15 protein-coding genes are annotated in these 16,846 nt (G+C 61.7%); 7 read left to right on the top strand and 8 right to left on the bottom strand.

Annotated elements, in window-relative coordinates:
• Window positions 1-86 precede the first annotated feature (86 nt).
• The 4 genes from CLV85_RS03005 (at window position 87) to radA (ending at window position 3,836) form a co-directional block, all read left to right on the top strand.
• Window positions 87-1,742 carry an FAD-dependent oxidoreductase gene (locus CLV85_RS03005; protein WP_100388115.1) on the top strand — a complete coding sequence of 552 codons (1,656 nt, stop codon included), beginning with the start codon at window positions 87-89 and terminating at the stop codon, window positions 1,740-1,742.
• A 69-nt stretch (window positions 1,743-1,811) separates the two neighbouring features.
• Window positions 1,812-2,114, top strand: coding sequence for a rhodanese-like domain-containing protein (locus CLV85_RS03000; RefSeq protein ID WP_100388114.1), 303 nt, complete (start codon window positions 1,812-1,814; stop codon window positions 2,112-2,114).
• Window positions 2,115-2,116: 2 nt separating this feature from the next.
• On the top strand, window positions 2,117-2,449 hold the full coding sequence (locus CLV85_RS02995; RefSeq protein WP_100388113.1) for a metal-sensitive transcriptional regulator: 333 nt from the start codon (window positions 2,117-2,119) through the stop codon (window positions 2,447-2,449).
• Window positions 2,450-2,480: 31 nt separating this feature from the next.
• Window positions 2,481-3,836: a DNA repair protein RadA gene (gene radA, locus CLV85_RS02990; protein WP_100388112.1), complete on the top strand. Its 1,356-nt coding sequence runs from the start codon at window positions 2,481-2,483 to the stop codon at window positions 3,834-3,836.
• Window positions 3,837-3,929: 93 nt separating this feature from the next.
• Here radA and CLV85_RS02985 read toward each other — a convergent pair whose 3' ends face one another.
• The 6 genes from CLV85_RS02985 to CLV85_RS02960 all read right to left on the bottom strand — a co-directional run bounded on the left by CLV85_RS02985 (window position 3,930) and on the right by CLV85_RS02960 (window position 10,710).
• Window positions 3,930-5,045, bottom strand: coding sequence for a DUF2510 domain-containing protein (locus tag CLV85_RS02985; protein ID WP_205030313.1), 1,116 nt, complete (start codon window positions 5,043-5,045; stop codon window positions 3,930-3,932).
• Between the two features lie 206 nt (window positions 5,046-5,251).
• Window positions 5,252-5,596 (bottom strand): SseB family protein, encoded by a 345-nt coding sequence (locus CLV85_RS02980; protein ID WP_244899823.1) that lies wholly within the window; start codon window positions 5,594-5,596, stop codon window positions 5,252-5,254.
• Window positions 5,597-5,689: 93 nt separating this feature from the next.
• Window positions 5,690-6,307 carry a lipase chaperone gene (locus CLV85_RS02975; protein ID WP_100388109.1) on the bottom strand — a complete coding sequence of 206 codons (618 nt, stop codon included), beginning with the start codon at window positions 6,305-6,307 and terminating at the stop codon, window positions 5,690-5,692.
• Between the two features lie 26 nt (window positions 6,308-6,333).
• Window positions 6,334-6,837 (bottom strand): amino-acid N-acetyltransferase, encoded by a 504-nt coding sequence (locus CLV85_RS02970; protein WP_100388108.1) that lies wholly within the window; start codon window positions 6,835-6,837, stop codon window positions 6,334-6,336.
• Between the two features lie 112 nt (window positions 6,838-6,949).
• Entirely contained in the window at window positions 6,950-9,427 is a 2,478-nt protein-coding gene (locus tag CLV85_RS02965) for an ATP-dependent Clp protease ATP-binding subunit (RefSeq protein WP_100388107.1), read from the bottom strand.
• Between the two features lie 167 nt (window positions 9,428-9,594).
• Window positions 9,595-10,710, bottom strand: coding sequence for a hypothetical protein (locus CLV85_RS02960; protein ID WP_147433339.1), 1,116 nt, complete (start codon window positions 10,708-10,710; stop codon window positions 9,595-9,597).
• Between the two features lie 144 nt (window positions 10,711-10,854).
• Here CLV85_RS02960 and CLV85_RS02955 point away from each other — a divergent pair, with 144 nt between their 5' ends.
• Both CLV85_RS02955 and CLV85_RS02950 read left to right on the top strand, forming a co-directional pair.
• On the top strand, window positions 10,855-11,505 hold the full coding sequence (locus CLV85_RS02955; RefSeq protein WP_100388105.1) for a hypothetical protein: 651 nt from the start codon (window positions 10,855-10,857) through the stop codon (window positions 11,503-11,505).
• On the top strand, window positions 11,505-11,738 hold the full coding sequence (locus tag CLV85_RS02950; protein ID WP_100388104.1) for a helix-turn-helix domain-containing protein: 234 nt from the start codon (window positions 11,505-11,507) through the stop codon (window positions 11,736-11,738). The genes CLV85_RS02955 and CLV85_RS02950 overlap by 1 nt, the downstream gene beginning before the upstream one ends.
• 18 nt (window positions 11,739-11,756) lie before the next feature.
• Here the strand turns inward: CLV85_RS02950 and CLV85_RS02945 are convergent, their stop codons facing one another.
• Together CLV85_RS02945 and CLV85_RS02940 are read right to left on the bottom strand one after the other, a co-directional pair.
• Window positions 11,757-12,920, bottom strand: coding sequence for a hypothetical protein (locus CLV85_RS02945; RefSeq protein WP_147433338.1), 1,164 nt, complete (start codon window positions 12,918-12,920; stop codon window positions 11,757-11,759).
• 53 nt (window positions 12,921-12,973) lie between these two features.
• Entirely contained in the window at window positions 12,974-14,050 is a 1,077-nt protein-coding gene (locus CLV85_RS02940; RefSeq protein ID WP_100388102.1) for a hypothetical protein, read from the bottom strand.
• A gap of 123 nt (window positions 14,051-14,173) precedes the next feature.
• Here CLV85_RS02940 and CLV85_RS02935 point away from each other — a divergent pair, with 123 nt between their 5' ends.
• Window positions 14,174-16,846, top strand: coding sequence for an ABC transporter substrate-binding protein (locus tag CLV85_RS02935; protein ID WP_100388101.1), 2,673 nt, complete (start codon window positions 14,174-14,176; stop codon window positions 16,844-16,846).

The raw sequence follows: 16,846 nt of genomic DNA, 5'->3' as shown, positions 1-16,846 counted from the left end.
CGCATTCCTCAGCAATTGCCGTCGAGTGGGTTTCGCTCGGCGAGAACAACTGGCTCGCGGCATACCCCTAGGGGTATGCTCGAACAATGAGCACCGCCACCACACCACGCCCCCGCCGCATCCTCGTTATCGGTGGAGTAGCCGCCGGAATGTCCTTCGCCACCCGCATGCGCCGTCGCGATGAGCGCGCCGAGATCGTGGTCTTCGAGCGCAGCGGCCATGTCTCCTTCGCCAACTGCGGCCTCGCCTACTACCTCGGCGGCGTCATCACCGAGCGCGACGAACTACTGCTCCAGACTCCCGCGAGCCTCGGCCGCCGCTTCGGCCTCGACGTTCGTGTCAACCACGAAGTCACCGCGATTGACCCCGCCGGCCACAGCATCACGGTGCACAACCGCAGCGACGACTCGACAAACACCGAGCACTTCGACGAGCTCGTAATTGCGACCGGCGCGAGCGCCGCCATCCCGGCCATCCCCGGCAGCGAGCGGATGCTCGTACTCCGCAACATCGAAGACGTCGACGCCCTCCACACTTCCCTCGGCGACCTCGACGCCACGACCGCGAACGTCGTCGTACTCGGTGCCGGCTACATCGGCGTCGAGATGGCCGAGAACCTCGCCAAGCGCGGCCTCAACGTCACCCTCGTGCAGCGCCCCGCTCACATCCTCGGCACGCTCGACGCCGAAATGGTCACGCCCGTCGAAGCCCACTTGCGCGCCAACGGCGTTGATCTTCGCCTCGGCACCGAGGCGGTTGCGGTGGATGACTCCGCCGTCCAGCTCAGCGACGGCTCGAGCGTCGCGGCAGACGTTGTCGTCGCGGCAATCGGCGTGCGCCCCGACAATGCCCTCGCCGTGCACGCTGGACTGGCAACCGGAGCCGCTGGCGGCATCCGGGTCAGCGCTGGCTACCAGACCAGCGAACCTCGCATCTATGCCGTCGGTGACGTCGCTGAAAAGGTCGGCGCTATCAGTGGTGAACACGAGCTCGTTGCTCTGGCAGGCCCCGCCAACCGCGATGGCCGCTACCTCGCTGACACTCTCGCCGGCGACGAGGTGGCATCGAAGCCGGCCCTCGGCACCGCGATCGTCGGCGTCTTCGATCTGACCGTCGCGAGCCTCGGCTCCACCGAAAGGGCGCTACGGGCTGCGGGGCGCGACATCCGCGTTATCCACACCCACCCCGTGTCGCACGCCGGCTACTACCCCGGTGCTCAGTCGCTCTCCCTCAAGCTCATTGTCGATGCCGAGACAGATCTCATTCTGGGTGCTCAGGCGGTGGGTAAAGAAGGTGTCGACAAGCGCATGGATGTGCTGGCCACTGCCACGAGCTTCGGCATCACCGCGAGCGCTCTCGCCGACCTTGAGCTTGCCTACGCCCCGCAGTACGGCTCGGCTAAAGACCCGATCAACCACCTCGGTTACGTCGCGAAGAACCTGCGCGACAACCTCAGCGCCTCGATTCAGTGGCACGAGATCGACGCCGAACTCGCAGCAGGAACCCTGTTGGTGGATGTTCGCACCGTCGCCGAATTCGAACGCGGCGCCATCCCGCACGCCGTCAACATTCCGCTCGACGAGCTGCGCGAGCGTCTCGATGAACTCGGTGACCGCCGCGTCATCGTGCACTGCCAGGTCGGACAGCGCGGCCACACCGCCGTGCGCATCCTCGCCCAGAATGGTTTCGACGCCGTGAACCTCGACGGCGGCTACCGCACGTGGAGCGCGGCTACCGCGTAACCGTCGGCGCTCGCTCCCCCACTTTCTCTCTCACCCACCTCACTCACCTCATCACTCGCAAGGAATTTCATGAACACCATCACCACGCACACGCTCTCTGAACTCACCAACCCCGTCGTCATCGACGTGCGCGAACCCGCTGAATACGTGTCGGGGCATGCACCCGCTGCCGCGAGCATTCCGCTCGGAGAACTCGTTGCCCGGGTCGAAGAACTCGACCGCGACGACACCGTGTACGTCATCTGCGAAAGCGGCGGCCGCAGTGCACAAGCCGTCGAATGGCTCAACACTCAGGGCTTCGACGCCGTCAACGTTGAGGGCGGAACGTCAGCGTGGCGTAACGCTGGCCTGCCCGTCACGAAGGGCAATTGATCATGACAACGGATGCTGCAGCCACCGGCACCGCGGACGCCACGGCAGTCGTTGCCGATGCTGGCCACGATCCCGAGGCCATGCGCAAGATCATGAATCGCCTCAAGCGTGCCGAGGGACAACTTCGCGCCCTCATTGAATCGATGGGCGCCGACTCGAATTGCAAAGATGTCGTGACGCAACTCTCGGCGGTGAGCAAGGCTCTCGACCGCGCCGGCTTCATGATCATCGCCAATGCACTGCAGTCGTGCTCAACCGAAGACGCCGATGGCCAGGGCAGCCACGACGGCATGACGAAAGACGACATCGAGAAGCTCTTCCTGACGCTCGCGTAGCGGTGTCAGTCGTGCCGCCTAGTCTTGAACTATGGCCCGAGCTGTAAGTAATTTTCGCTGCACTGAGTGCGGCTGGACCTCCATCAAATGGGTAGGCCGCTGTGGCGAATGTCAGCAGTGGGGCACCGTGACCGACGCTGGGGCAGCTACCGGCATCACCAAGCGGGTCTCGACCGTCGCGGTCTCTGAGGCCAGCGGCGCGCGCTCCATTACCGAGATCGGCGCCGAGTCCGTCGCACACTGGCCAAGCGGCATCGCCGAGTTTGACCGAGTGCTCGGCGGCGGGGTTGTTCCCGGAGCCGCCATTCTGTTGAGCGGCGAGCCCGGCGTGGGTAAGTCCACCCTGCTTCTTGAGGTCGCGTCGCGCGCAGCAGCATCCGGCCAGCGCGTGCTTTATGTGACCGCCGAGGAGTCCGTGAGCCAAGTGCGGCTGCGCGCCGAGCGCACCAACGCCCTGCACCCCTCGCTCTTTCTCGCGGCCGAAACTGATCTCGGCACCATCCTCGGCCAGATCGACCACGTCAAACCCCAGCTCGTGATCGTGGACTCGGTGCAGACCGTAGCCTCCGCCGCGACCGAGGGCATTGCCGGCGGTCCCTCGCAAGTGCGCGAAGTGGCCTCCACGCTCATCCGCGTTAGCAAAGACCAGAACTTGCCCATCTTGCTCGTTGGCCACGTCACCAAAGATGGCAACATCGCCGGCCCCCGATTGCTCGAACATCTCGTGGATGTCGTGCTGCAGTTCGAAGGCGACCGCCAGACCGCGCTGCGCTTCGTGCGCGCGCACAAGAATCGTTTTGGCTCCACCGAAGAAGTCGGATGCTTTGAGATGACCGGCGAAGGAATCGCCGAAGTCTCTGACCCCAGTGGCCTGTTCCTCTCGCACGCACGTCAGCCCGTCAGCGGCACGTGCGTCACGATCGCGCTGGAAGGCAGACGTGCCCTCCCCGTGGAGGTTCAGGCACTCATCGTGAAATCCCAAGCCCCGCAACCACGACGCGTCGTGAACGGCGTTGACGCCTCGCGCGTGGCCATGCTGCTGGCGGTACTCGAGCGGCGAGCGGGAATCCCGCTCTCCACGTTCGACGTTTACGTCTCGACGGTGGGCGGCATCCGGGTCACTGAGCCTGGCGCCGACCTCGCCATTGCTCTCGCCATCGCCAGCGCGTACAAAGACAAAGCGTACTCAGCCACGATGGCTGTCGTCGGCGAGATCAGCCTCGCTGGCGAGATTCGCCCCGCGTCGTCGTCTAAACAGCGCCGCGCAGAGGCCACCCGTCTGGGCTTCAGCACCGTGATTGATTCGGATGCCGCTCACGTGCGTGAAGCATTGCGACTCGCTTTCGCTGGCGCCACCGACGAGCGCGTGCAGATCCCCGAGTTCTAGAGCGCACGGCACCACCAGCCGCACTTAACGAAGCAACGGCGACTCATCCGAAGACGAGCCGCCGTTGCGACTGAAACTGTGGAAGCCGAGTGGCTAGCCGAACAAGGTCCAGAGACCCCAGTCCTCTACGCGCCAGCTGATCCAGCCGTTTTCGCGCTGCAAGCTCACCAGGATCGAGTCGCGCTGACCATTGTCTGGCTTCACTGCGCGACACGTGAAGGTGTCACCGATAAGAACCGGCGGAGTTGCCGGGCAGTCGAGTTCGATGTTGGCGCCGAGCGTTGCCGCCTGAGCCTGAATCGAATCCTCGATCTGAGTGCTGAAGGTCTGCGGGATGAGCGAAATGATAAGACCCGGAAGGATCAGCATTCCGATCACCAGCGAGACGAGAGTTGCCGACCACGTAGCGATCGGGGCGATGCCCTTACCGGTCTCGCGCATTGTGCGGATACCGCGCATCACGAGGTAGACCGGTGCCGTCAAGAACGCCCAAGCTGCATTCGCGGGGCGTTCGTGGCCCCACACCTGAAGCAAGAGGTTGTCGTAGGCGGCAAGACCAAGAACCACGATGTACGGCGCGACCCACACCACGAGGAGCAACGGCAGGTTGTTACCCAGGCCCGCGCCTGCAATGAGGAACATGGCGCTCAACAACTGCACGAGGGGCAGGATGGCGATAAGCCAGACAGCCGCGTTGTAGGTACGGTGTTGGCGAATCTCGCGCTCGGGAGCTTCTTCTTCTTCGGCGTAGGCGCTCAGCGTGGATGCGCCAGGCATCGTGTTCGCGTGAGCGGTGGCCGACTTGGGAAGCAGTTGAGGCTCTTCGGCCTCACGAGTCTCATCAACGGGAGCTTCGAGCTCGCGCAGTGTCATCGCGAGCAGCGGCTGTGCGCTTAGCTCGTCGTGAACGGGTGCGGTCTCCGGCTCCGGCTCGCTACGAGTCTCTGTGACCAAGAAGTCAGCGGAACTGTCGCGCTCACTATCGCGCTGCGCACGTCGGGAAGGGTACCCGCCGATGTCATCGTTGAAGTCGTCTTCATCGTCGTCATCCGCGAAGGCCAGCTTGGTCGCTGACGGCTGCACAACGATAGGGGCACGGGCATCTGAGGTGTGCTCAGTCCAGGCTTGGGCATCCCACCAGCGCAACTGGGGCAACCCAAGAGGGTCTGGGTACCATCCCGCTGGCACACCGAAACTGTTGTCTTCCACGTGGAACAGAGTAACTGGCACAGACGGGGGATAGAAAGGCCTGTTTATAACATTGATGTTGGCGTGAGTCTGGATGTAACCCTAAAGAGTGCCGAAAAAGGCCCAAAATGGTCTATTTTGGGCTCTTTGTCCCCTGAACTGGGTCAACGACCCCACCAAACGAGCATCGTGCAATTTGCGCCACAGCGATGCTCTGGCGACGCTCGTCACGAAAGCGTGAGGGCATCCACGATGTCATCGGGGGACGCCTGCATCGCGTGCGGGCCCGCGACGTCGAACCACACCGACTCCAAAACGCCCTTATTGGTCTCCAAAAAGGCACGCAAATCATCCGCCCGGTACGCCACGACCTGGTGGTCGGTTTCCTCGGGAAGCATCGCGACATAGGTATCGACCGACGAGAACAGCAGAAGCATGTACTTGTCAGCCTCGCCCCGTCGGAACACGCGCACTTGAGGCTCAGCGCCCTCCGCCGCATCCTCGCCACTACTGACGTCGACGAGCATCGGCACCATAACGCGGTCGTTGCGCAGCGCGAGGGCGACCGACATAGGGTCACCAGCTTCAAGAGCCTGCGCGAGCATAGGGGAACTGAATTCGGCGCTCTGCGCCGCGGAGGTTGAAGAAGCCATGACCTATCCGGGTTAGTTCAACAAGAACTGTTTGGTGCTCTCAGAGCCGATGTCGCCGACCGAAACTTCGAGGTGGTAACTGGCACCACCGGCCGTCACGACGGGGCGGTCTGACTCACACGTGTCTGTTGCCGAGCGGGTGCGATCCCACTCGATGGAGCTTGATTGCACGGGCACACCGGGCTGGAGCACGACGGTGGTCGGTTCGCCGGCGGTCTGGCAGTGCTTGGAGTTCCAGATCTCGTCGTCACCGCTGGTGATTACGAACTCTTGGATGTCGCTGCCTGCCTCAACTACGCAGGGTTCCGTCATGGTGCTCTTGAGCGAGAACGACAGTTGAGGGTTCTGGCCCTCGTCGTAGCTCGAGGAGTCGGTGACCGCTTCGAGGCTGAGCTTGGCCGGGTCACAGATTGCTGATCCGGAGGCATCCGTAGCCGCTGGAGAGCTGGATGCCGCTGCCGATGGCTCCGTACTCGCAGAAGTGGCAGCGGGGTCTGTTGATGCCTTCGGGCCGAAGATAATCAGCAGAATGATCGCGATCACAGCAAGGAGCCCTAGCCCGACGATCAAGCGCCGGCGCCAGTAGACGCTGCTTGACTGCGGGCCGACCGGATTCCTAAACGTCGACATACCGCAAGGCTAAACGTCTGAGGCCGCTAAAGGTGCTTCAGCATGCGCGTGTTGCCGAGGGTGTTGGGTTTTACACGGGAAAGATCAAGAAATTCGGCCACGCCCTCGTCAGGAGAGAGCGCCAACTGGGCAAATACCGTCGGATCAACGATTTCGTCCTCGACCGGTTCAAAGCCGTGCCGAGCAAAGAATGCGGTCTCAAACGTGAGGCAGAACAGTCGCTCAAGGCCCAGCGCACGCGCATCCGCTTCGATCTGATCGAGCAGCGCGTGGCCGACACCCGTGCCGAGCCACTCGGAGGCGACAGCAAGCGTGCGCACTTCGGCCAAGTCTTGCCACATCACGTGCAGGGCACCACATCCAATGACCGAACCATCGGGGGCAACGGCGACGCGAAACTCTTGCACGGCCTCGTAAAACACCACAAGGTCTTTGCCGAGCAGGATGCGCTCGTTCACCAGCGGCTCGATAAGGCCCTGAATGGCCCGCACGTCGTGCGTTCGTGCCGGGCGGATGCTGAAGGTGGTCACGCCATAACGGTACCGCTCAGGGGGCCGTTAACGACAAAGCGGCTGCCCGACACTCGAAGGTGTCGGGCAGCCGCTGTCGTGTGGCTAATGCCGTGGTGGCAAGGTCGGAGGCTTAGGCCTCGACCTCGGCCGGCTCCTTTTCGGGGAGACCGGGCTGGCGGCTCGTGACGAACACGAACTTGTTGTCAACGAAGTCAACGTGCACGTGGTCACCGGCGTTGAGCTCACCGTGGAGAATCTTCTCGCTAAGCGCGTCTTCCACCTCGTGCTGCACTGCGCGGCGAAGCGGTCGGGCACCGAGGGCGGGGTCGAACCCGACTTCGATGAGACGCTCCTTGGCAGGAACAGTGATCTCGACGGTGAGGTCGCGATCCATCATGCGCTCGGAGAGACGCTTGATGAAGAGGTCAACGATCTGCAGCAATTCAGGCTTGCTCAACTGCGGGAAGACGATGGTCTCGTCAACACGGTTGAGGAACTCAGGCTTGAAGTGCTTCTTCAGCTCCTCAACAACCTTGCCGCGCATGCGGTCGTAGGTCGTTGCTGAGTCGCCTTCCACCTGGAAGCCCATGGGGCCAGCGGTGATGTCCTTGGTACCGAGGTTGGTGGTCATGATGATGACGGTGTTCTTGAAGTCCACCACGCGACCCTGGCCATCGGTCAAGCGACCCTCTTCGAGGATCTGCAGGAGCGAGTTGAAGATGTCGGGGTGAGCCTTCTCGATCTCGTCGAAGAGCACAACGCTGAACGGCTTGCGGCGCACCTTCTCGGTGAGCTGGCCACCCTCTTCGAATCCTACGAATCCGGGAGGGGCACCAAACAGTCGCGAAACGGTGTGCTTCTCGCCGTACTCACTCATGTCGAGCGAGATCATGGCCGACTCGTCGTCGAACAGGAACTCGGCAAGAGCCTTCGCGAGCTCGGTCTTCCCCACACCGGTCGGACCGGCGAAGATGAACGAACCACTCGGACGGTTGGGGTCCTTGAGGCCAGCACGCGTGCGGCGGATGGTCTTGGAGAGAACCGAGATGGCTTCCTCTTGACCAATGACGCGCATGTGGAGTGCCTTCTCCATGAAGATAAGGCGGCTGGACTCTTCTTCGGTGAGCTTGAAGACCGGGATGCCGGTTGCTGCTGCCAAAACTTCGGCAATCAGACCTTCATCCACGATTCCGCTCGCGCCGACGTCGCCCGACTTCCACTGCTTCTCAAGGCGCAGGCGCTCTCCGAGAAGTTTCTTCTCTTCGTCGCGCAGACTTGCAGCCTTCTCGAAGTCTTGGTCTTCGATGGCGCCTTCCTTGCGCGAACGAACGTCGGCGATCTTGTCGTCGAATTCACGCAGCTCGGGAGGTGCCGACAGGATCGACAGACGCAGGCGTGCGCCAGCTTCGTCGAGCAGGTCGATGGCCTTGTCGGGCAGGAAACGGTCGGCGACGTAACGGTCGGCGAGGTTCGCTGCGGCAACAATGGCACCGTCAGTGATGGATACCTTGTGGAACGACTCGTACTTGTCGCGCAGTCCCTTAAGGATGTTGATGGTGTGCGGCAGGTTAGGTTCGTGCACCTGCACGGACTGGAAGCGGCGCTCAAGCGCGGCATCCTTCTCAAAGTGCTTTCGGTATTCGTCGAGGGTCGTTGCACCAATGGTCTGGAGCTCGCCACGAGCCAGCAGTGGCTTGAGGATGGAGGCGGCGTCGATGGCACCTTCAGCAGCGCCGGCACCGACGAGGCTGTGGATCTCGTCGATGAAGACGATGATGTCGCCGCGGGTGCGGATCTCCTTGGTGACCTTCTTGAGGCGCTCTTCGAAGTCACCGCGGTAGCGGCTACCAGCGATGAGGCTTCCGAGGTCGAGCGAGTAGAGCTGCTTGTCTTTCAGCGTCTCGGGAACGTCGCCAGCAACGATCGCGTTGGCGAGGCCCTCAACAACGGCAGTCTTACCGACACCGGGTTCACCGATGAGTACAGGGTTGTTCTTGGTGCGGCGGGAGAGGATCTGCATAACGCGTTCCATCTCCTTCTCGCGACCGATAACGGGGTCGAGCTTGCCATCGCGAGCCGCCTGAGTGAGGTTGCGGCCGAACTGGTCAAGAACCTGCGATCCCTTGTCGGGCGCAGACTCGTTGCCACCAACCGCAACGGCTTCCTTGCCTTGGAAGCTGCCGAGCAGCTGGATGACCTGCTGGCGAACCTTGTTGAGGTCAGCGCCGAGCTTCACGAGCACCTGAGCGGCAACACCTTCACCCTCGCGGATGAGGCCCAACAGGATGTGCTCGGTGCCGATGTAGTTGTGGCCGAGCTGCAGCGCTTCGCGCAGGCTCAGTTCGAGTACCTTCTTGGCACGCGGCGTAAAGGGAATGTGCCCGGTCGGCTGCTGCTGACCCTGGCCAATAATGTCTTGCACTTGCTCGCGCACGGAGTCGAGTGAAATACCCAGCGACTCAAGCGCCTTAGCGGCAACACCTTCACCCTCGTGGATGAGGCCAAGCAAAATGTGCTCGGTGCCGATGTAGTTGTGGTTGAGCATCTTGGCCTCTTCTTGGGCCAAAACGACTACACGACGGGCGCGGTCGGTAAATCTCTCAAACATCTCTTCACTCCTTAGATACCGCTACAGATTCGGTACCGATGTAAAGAGACTAACCAGAGAAATCGCGAAATAGTCCGCTGTTCGCCCTAGGCGTGACTGTGCACGGCTAGCGCTAAGAAACGCGAAGACCAGCTTCCGACGTTGAGTGCGAAGGCGTGGGCTAGCGGCTAGTAGTAGTCGGGGGCACAGAACCCCGGAGCGATGTCTTCCACCGACGCAACGCCGCTCACGGACAGGGCATCGAAGAGTAGTTGGTCGTCTGCGGTCTGCTCGATTGTTCCGTCGCAGGGAGAGACATGAAATTGAAATTCGCGTTTGAAAGAGAAGTACCGAAAATCAAACCCGGTCAGAGTGGTGGCGCCGGCTGCAGCAGCCACGATCGCTGGCCAGTCCTCCTTTCGATATTCAGCAGAGAAGATCGAGACATCCCGGCCCTGCAATACCGTGTCGTCATCCGTCCAGCGCACCGTCGCACCCTCCGGCGAATACTCCGGGAGGTCTACACCGAGGTCGTACCAGGAGTTCTGCTGCAGCGGATAAACCTGGCGGATCTCCTCGACGAGATCAATAACTTCCTTCGGCGGAAGTGGACCGTTGACATTTAGCCCAGGCAGTGACCACGCTTCGTAGCCGCTGTTGCCGACAGCGGAGAACAAGTTGCCGTCGCTCGCCTGAATCGGAACAACCGCAGCAAGAGCGTCGTAGTTGTCAATAAAGTGGGAGATCGTGTCTTGCGAAGGCGCCCCGCCGGGCGCTGAAACTATTCGCGAATAGAAACCGTCGTCGTAACCGCTGGGAAAGAGGATCATGTTGAGCTCGATACCGGCCGCCTCCTCAAGCGCTTGCCAGTAGGCGAAGTTGTCGGCAACCACGTCCGGATCAAGCCCGAGGCTTGCCACCCGAAAACTGCCAGTGGCATCCCCCGCTACTCGAATCGTGAAGGCCGCAGGCAGCGCGGGTTCTCGGAGATCGCCGGATGCACGATTCATCGTTGCGGCAATGGCTCGGGTCTGTTCGGATGCGAAGCCTTCGCTCACATCGACCTGGACCATCACGGCGCTCTCCCACAGCTCGCTCGATATCGCGGTGGCAGACACTTCGCCAATGCCCGCAATCTGCCGCACGCTCGCGATGCTCTCCACGAGAAGCTGCTGTTGCGAAGGAGTGAGTTCATCGATGGGGAGATTGCTCTCTCCGTCGCCGAAAGGCGCGCAGCCCCCCAGCGCCGGCGCAAGCAAAGCGGTCGCGATAAGGGCGCCCATGACTCGCCGCCGAAAATTCATGACTCAACCTTACGTTTCACCTGCAGGTAATGAGCGCAGTCGGGAGAGCCCGTCATGAGACGCACAATTGGCTCTTGCGCGCCATATCGATAAGCATTATGTTAACGATTATCGTTAGTATCGGTAAACGTTGGGGCAATCACCATGAAAATATCACCGCGCACGATCAAGCGTCTTGAAGTTCTCGACCGTCGAGGACTTCGTGTCATCACCATCGGAGCTCTTGTCGTGGGCGTCGTGAGCCTCATTTTCGTTGCCGTTCGGACGTTCTTCATCCTGACCGCGCACACTCTCACCGTCGCGGGGCTGCCGATCGAGAACTCGAGCTCTCCGGAGCTCGCCGACGGAGTCAGCCCGATCAGCAGTGCAACCTACGACTCCGTCACCCTCGCCATCGACGCTCCGCCCACCGTTGTGCGCTGGATCATAGTCTCCGAAACAGCACTCAGCGCCCTACTCACCATCGGCCTCAGCGTGATCGTGTACTTTCTCGGCACGCGGCTGCTCAAGCAGCGACCCTTCGCTCGCTCGGCGACCTGGGCAACGCTCGCGGCCGCAATACTCGTCATCGCCGTCGGCATGTTCACACCGCTAATTCAGGCCATCCTGAACGCCGAACTCGTGAAGTTTCTTGGCGACGGAGTGCTCGCAACAAATGGCACCGGTGAGGGCCTCGTGATATTCGAGATAATCCTCGATTTCTCTCCCCTCGCCTGGGGACTCGCTCTCGGAATGGTCGCCGGGGCCTTCGAATTCGGTCAGCGCCTGCAGCGCGACACCGACGGCCTCGTCTGATGGCGCCTGCGGATGAGAACGATGCCACCGGCATCCACTGTCGGCTTGATGAACTGCTCGAGCAGCGAGGGATGACGCTCACACGGTTGAGCGAAATTGTGGGCGTGAGCGTCGTGAACCTGTCGATTCTGAAGAACGACCGAGCTCGCGCCATCCGCTTCTCGACGCTGTTTGCGGTGTGCGCAGCGCTCGAATGTGAAGTTGGCGAGCTTCTCGTGGCTGCTGAACGCTAGCCGAAGCAGTCGAGCACTCTACGACCGGTCGCCAGACGCAGAACCGCCACCCCGCGACTGCGGATAGTCGGGGACACAGCGCCCCGGCGCTAGCCTTTCGAGGGATACGGCGCCGCCCTCGCGCAACGCAGCGAAGAGCAGTTCGTCGTCTGGGGTCTGCTCGATCGTGCCCTCGCAAGGGGAAGTGTGAAAACGAAACTCGCGCTCGGGCGAGGCATAGCCGAAGTCGAGGCCGGTGACGTGGGCAGTGTCTGCGGCAGCGGACAGGATTGCCGGCCACTCGTCATCGCGGTACTCAGCGCTGTTGATTGCCACCTCTCGGCCGTGCAGTGCAGCTTCGTTGTCCGTCCACCGCACCAGCGCGCCAGCCGCGGCGAGAGCGGCTGGATAGTCGAAGTAGTAGTCGAGGCCGAGCCACGCATTCTCTTGCAACGGAAAAGAGCGACTGAGAGCATCCACCAGTTCGAAAACTTCCCGCGGCGGAAGTTGGCCAGAGGCAAAGAGCCCGGGGAGCGCCCAATACTCGTGACTGCTATCCCGTACTGCAGCCAAGTCGAGGCCGCCAGTACGCTGACTCAAGGAAAGCGTCGAGAGCGTTTCGTAGTTCGCCATGACGTGAGTGATAGTTTCTCGTGCCGCGGCACCGTAGCCGGGAGCGATATATCGCGAATGCGAAACCTGGTCGTAATCGTCAGCAAAGACCACCATCGTCAGCTCGGTGTCGAGGGCTTTCTCGAGTGCTCGCCAATAATCGAAGTTTCCCATGACAAAGTCGGGATAGAGCCCGAGGCCCGCTACCCGAAAACGACCGGCAGTTTCTCCCGCCACCCGAATGGTGAACGCTGCCGGGACCTCGAAAAAAGGGTACTTTCCGGACACTCGGCGCAGTGTTTCGACAACGGCGCGCGCTTGATTCTCAGCGGATACTTCGCCCACCTCGACCTCGATCATGGCGGGACTGTCCCAGGCGGCACCGGAGATCGGCGCTACCGAAACCTCGCCGATGCCCCCGATCAGCCGTAGCTGCGCGACGCTCTCGACCAGGAATTGCTGTTGCGATTCGCTGAGTCCGTCGACGTTGATACCCGCCACGTCATCTCTCATGAACGAGCACCCCGCCAGCGCGGGAACAAGTAACGACAGCGCCGCCAGCGCACTCACAATCCGCCGCTGAAATCTCAATGCTCATCCTCTTCTTCTACCGTCCGCGAAGCCACCCTGGGTCGCTAGCGGCACTACGGGATGCAAGCGCCCGGTCCTCCACCGAATGGAAGTGTCACACCATAATCGACCAGAGTTTCGAACAAGAGCACATCGTCCGCGGTTGCATCCACGGAACCGCTGCACGCAGAAGTGTGCAGCGAAAATGTCCGGTCGCCGGCGCTGTATTTGAAGTTCACGTTGGCCATCTGGATGGTGCGCACGGCGGCTTGAACCGCCGTGCTCCACGCTTCGTCGGAGTATTCGTTACTCAGCACGGCAATCTCCGGCCGACCGCTGAAGCTTAGGGGACCTCCCCATTGCGCGCTCAAGCCCTCGGGATAATCAGCATCGCCGGGGAAAGCATCTGACCCCTCAGAGAACGAGAACAACGGCACAATCTCACGAAGGTCTCGCACCAGCTCTACGAACTCGAACGGAGCAAGCTCATCGATAGATTGAACGCCCGCAATTTGCCAATAGTCAAGGTAGTCGGCCTCGTGAAACAGCAAGGAGTCGACAGCCACGAACGCTTCGAGAGCTTCATAGTTCTCAACCACGCGATCCGTTGCCGCATCGAGGTCGGCCTCGAACGGGATCGCAATAGACCTGATCCCCAGAGAGGAGGATGAGGGGAAGATTTCGAGCCACAGTTCAGTCTCGACGGCTGCGGAGGTAGCCCGCCAGAACTCAAAATTTTCGACAAAACCATCGTTTGTTGGAGGGATTACCCAGAGATCAAACTTTCCGACAGTCTCGCCCGCAAGCTTCAGACTAAATTGGGGCCGAAGCGTCACCTGCTCAAGGGCGACGAAGCTGTGGCGAAACTGCTCGGCGAACTGTGCCAGCTGGACACTGTCAAGAGTCGGATCGGCAGTCACACTGATTGCGCCAATGTCACCCAGAGAAGCATCTTCTCGGATCTCGTACGAGGCGTCCTCCACTGCATCCAGAGCTTCGATGTCGGCCACTGCCGCAGCGAGTGCCGCATGAGCCAGAACACCTTCCCCCGCCGAGGTCATTGCCTGCTCGACGAGCGAACAGCCTCCCAGAACGAGGGAAAGAGCTACGGCGCCCGAGATGAGTGCGGGCAGGCGTCGAGAACTTGTCATGATTTAAGAGTACGTTTCCGGGCGCTATTCGACCTGCCCCCGAAAGGGTTGCGTCACGCCCCCTAGCCAAAGTTAATCATTCTGTAACGTTATGCCGGTGGCGTTTGGCCATAAGGTGTCGTTATGCAGGGCACACCGCACGAATCCGCCAACCTCGACGAACTCACGCGCGCGCTCGACCTTCACATGCTGCGCATCCTCGTCGCCATCCACGACACCGGCAGTGTTTCCGCCGCCGCTCGGCGCCTCGGCTTCAGCCAGCCCGCCATCACGCAGCACCTCAAGCGCAGCGAAGCTCGCCTGAACATCGCTCTCGTTGCGCGCACACCGCGCGGCATGGAACTCACCGAAGCGGGCGCTCTGCTCGCCAGCCACGCTCCGCGCATCGATGCCGCCATCACGGCTGCAGCCAGCGACCTCACCGCTCACCTCGGCCTCGACCGCGGTTCCGTTCGTCTCGCCGCGTTCCCGGCCGCCGTTGCCAGCATCATCGCGCCACTGCTGTCGCGCCTCGATCGTGAGTTTCCGGGCATCCACGTTGAATTCAGCGAAGCCGAACCGGATGCCGCCCTCACCGCGGTCGCCGATGGCCGTGCCGACATCGCCCTTGACTATCGCTACACGAGCGACCACTCGGTGGCATCGAGCTCGCACACGAGCGCCGATGGTCTTCGCTCGCGCTTCTTACTCTCCGAAAATGTGCTCGCGATTGTTCCGCGCGCGATTGCCGACCAGCTCGGCACCACCGCGAGCGTCGCGGGGCTTCTTCCCTTTACATGGATCGGCGGCCCGGCTACCTGCACCGAGCAGCTTGTTGCCGTCGCGACCGCCCTCGGCGAGAAGCCCACGCTGCGGCACGATGTGACCAAGACCGACGCGGCACTCGCGCTCGTGGCATCCGGAATCGGCGTGACGTTCCTGTCAGAACTCGCCATTGCCACCACTACTCTGCCCGACGGCGTCGTTGCCCTCGAGTTACAGCCCAAACTTCGTCGACGCATCTATGCGACAACGCTCGACGACTCCGCCGACACTCCAAGCATCGCAGTGGCCCTCCGGCTGCTGGCCATGCGCGAGGTGGCCCGGAAAACCAGCAGTGATCGCGCGGCACTGTCACAGCACTCGCACCTCCAACGCGCGAAATTTGCATCCTCTCCTTTTACACCTCCTGTAACGCTCACCGAAAGGCACGAACTTCGCATGAGATCGACTAACTCCACCCTGGCTAAGGGGGCTCGGGCGTCCACCGTCGCCGTGGCCGCCTCCGCCCTGCTGCTCGCTGGCTGCGCCACGTCGAGCACCCCGACCGGCGACGGCAACATCGACACCATCACGGTGGCGCTGCCCGGATCACTCTCGAGCCTGTACGTCGGCGCCGAGAGCGGCATCCTGAACTACTACATCGCCTCCATCACTCAAGAAGGTCTCGTCTCGATCGACGCCGACGGTGCCCTGCAGCCGGGCCTCGCCGAATCATGGGACCAGCCGGATGACGTGACCTACGTTTACGAACTGCGCGACGATGCCATGTTCCAAGACGGCACCCCGGTCACCGCCGACGACGTCGTCTTCAGCTTGGAGCAGGCACGCGACGAAACCAGCTCGCCCGGCCTCTCCTACTACTTGGGCGGCGTTGACACCGTCGAGAAGACGGGCGACCTTGAGGTCACCATCACCCTCTCCGCTCCCGACTCGGCCTTCGCCGCCAACATGAGTACGGGTGGCGCCGCCTTCATCACGTCGCAAAAGTTCTGGGAAGAAAACAACGGCGAAGTGGGCACAAGCAGCAGCCTGCTTCTCGGCTCGGGCCCGTACAAGGTCACCGATTTTGTTCCCGACTCACACGTGAACTTCGAGCGCGTTGACAGCTGGTGGGGCGACCTTCCCGAAGTGAAGAACATCAACGTGAAGTTCATTCCGGATGAGGGCACGCGTTTGCTTGCTGCTCAGTCTGGCGACATCGATATCGCGTTCAACGTTCCGCTGGCACAATCCAGCCAGTGGGAAGACCTCGACAGCATGCGCGTCGACTACGTGAACGACCTCTCGTACGTTGGAATGTACTTCAACACCGCCCTCGAGCCGTTCAATGACCCGAAGGTGCGCGAAGCCTTCGCGCACAGCGTTGACCGCACCACCATCGTCGACAAGCTGCTGCGCGGCCACGGCGAAGTTGCCACCGCGATCGCCACTCCCGAGTCCCTCGGCAGCGTCTACAGCGCCGACGACGCTCGCGACCTGCTCTCAACGATTCCGCAGTATCCGTTCGACCTCGACGCCGCTGCTGAAGCCCTTGCCGCCTCCGCCTACCCGGATGGTTTCGAAACTGACATGCTGTTCCCCTCCACGGGACCGCAGCTCGGCACCGCAGCTCAGTCGCTCGCCGAGAACCTCTCCAAGATCGGCATCACGCTGAACGTGCGCGAAGTTCCGATCGAGGAATGGCTCGCAAGCCTCGAACAAGACAGCAGCTACGGCGTTGGCCTCATGTGGTACTTCTCCACGCTGGGCGACCCAGCGGAGGTGTCGACGTACATGCTCGGCGACTACAACATCTCGAACTACGAGAACCCCGAAGTTCTCTCGCTGTTCGAACGTATCGGCGCTGAAACCGACTCCGCTGCCCGCATCGACCTCCTCATCGAGGCCGAGACGCTGCAGGCCGAAGACGTCATCAGCGTCCCGCTCTGGTGGGGACAGTCCGCCACCGCGTTCTCGAACAACATCGACATGAGCAGCTACAGCTCATTCGCGTTCATCTCGTCGTGGCCGACCCTGCTTACTCCTGCTGGATAA

It is taken from the genome of Salinibacterium amurskyense (genome assembly GCF_002797685.1).
Lineage (GTDB): Bacteria > Actinomycetota > Actinomycetes > Actinomycetales > Microbacteriaceae > Rhodoglobus > Rhodoglobus amurskyensis.
This window is presented reverse-complemented; position numbering and strand designations above follow the sequence as displayed.

What these genes read in the sequence shown, in the direction of transcription:
- CLV85_RS03005 (WP_100388115.1), top strand. Translation starts at nt 87, where the DNA reads ATGAGCACCGCCACCACACCACGCCCCCGCCGCATCCTCGTTATCGGT.
- CLV85_RS03000 (WP_100388114.1), top strand. Translation starts at nt 1,812, where the DNA reads ATGAACACCATCACCACGCACACGCTCTCTGAACTCACCAACCCCGTC.
- CLV85_RS02995 (WP_100388113.1), top strand. Translation starts at nt 2,117, where the DNA reads ATGACAACGGATGCTGCAGCCACCGGCACCGCGGACGCCACGGCAGTC.
- radA (WP_100388112.1), top strand. Translation starts at nt 2,481, where the DNA reads ATGGCCCGAGCTGTAAGTAATTTTCGCTGCACTGAGTGCGGCTGGACC.
- CLV85_RS02980 (WP_244899823.1), bottom strand. Translation starts at nt 5,596, where the DNA reads ATGTCGGTCGCCCTCGCGCTGCGCAACGACCGCGTTATGGTGCCGATG.
- CLV85_RS02975 (WP_100388109.1), bottom strand. Translation starts at nt 6,307, where the DNA reads ATGTCGACGTTTAGGAATCCGGTCGGCCCGCAGTCAAGCAGCGTCTAC.
- CLV85_RS02965 (WP_100388107.1), bottom strand. Translation starts at nt 9,427, where the DNA reads ATGTTTGAGAGATTTACCGACCGCGCCCGTCGTGTAGTCGTTTTGGCC.
- CLV85_RS02960 (WP_147433339.1), bottom strand. Translation starts at nt 10,710, where the DNA reads ATGAATTTTCGGCGGCGAGTCATGGGCGCCCTTATCGCGACCGCTTTG.
- CLV85_RS02955 (WP_100388105.1), top strand. Translation starts at nt 10,855, where the DNA reads ATGAAAATATCACCGCGCACGATCAAGCGTCTTGAAGTTCTCGACCGT.
- CLV85_RS02950 (WP_100388104.1), top strand. Translation starts at nt 11,505, where the DNA reads ATGGCGCCTGCGGATGAGAACGATGCCACCGGCATCCACTGTCGGCTT.
- CLV85_RS02940 (WP_100388102.1), bottom strand. Translation starts at nt 14,050, where the DNA reads ATGACAAGTTCTCGACGCCTGCCCGCACTCATCTCGGGCGCCGTAGCT.
- CLV85_RS02935 (WP_100388101.1), top strand. Translation starts at nt 14,174, where the DNA reads ATGCAGGGCACACCGCACGAATCCGCCAACCTCGACGAACTCACGCGC.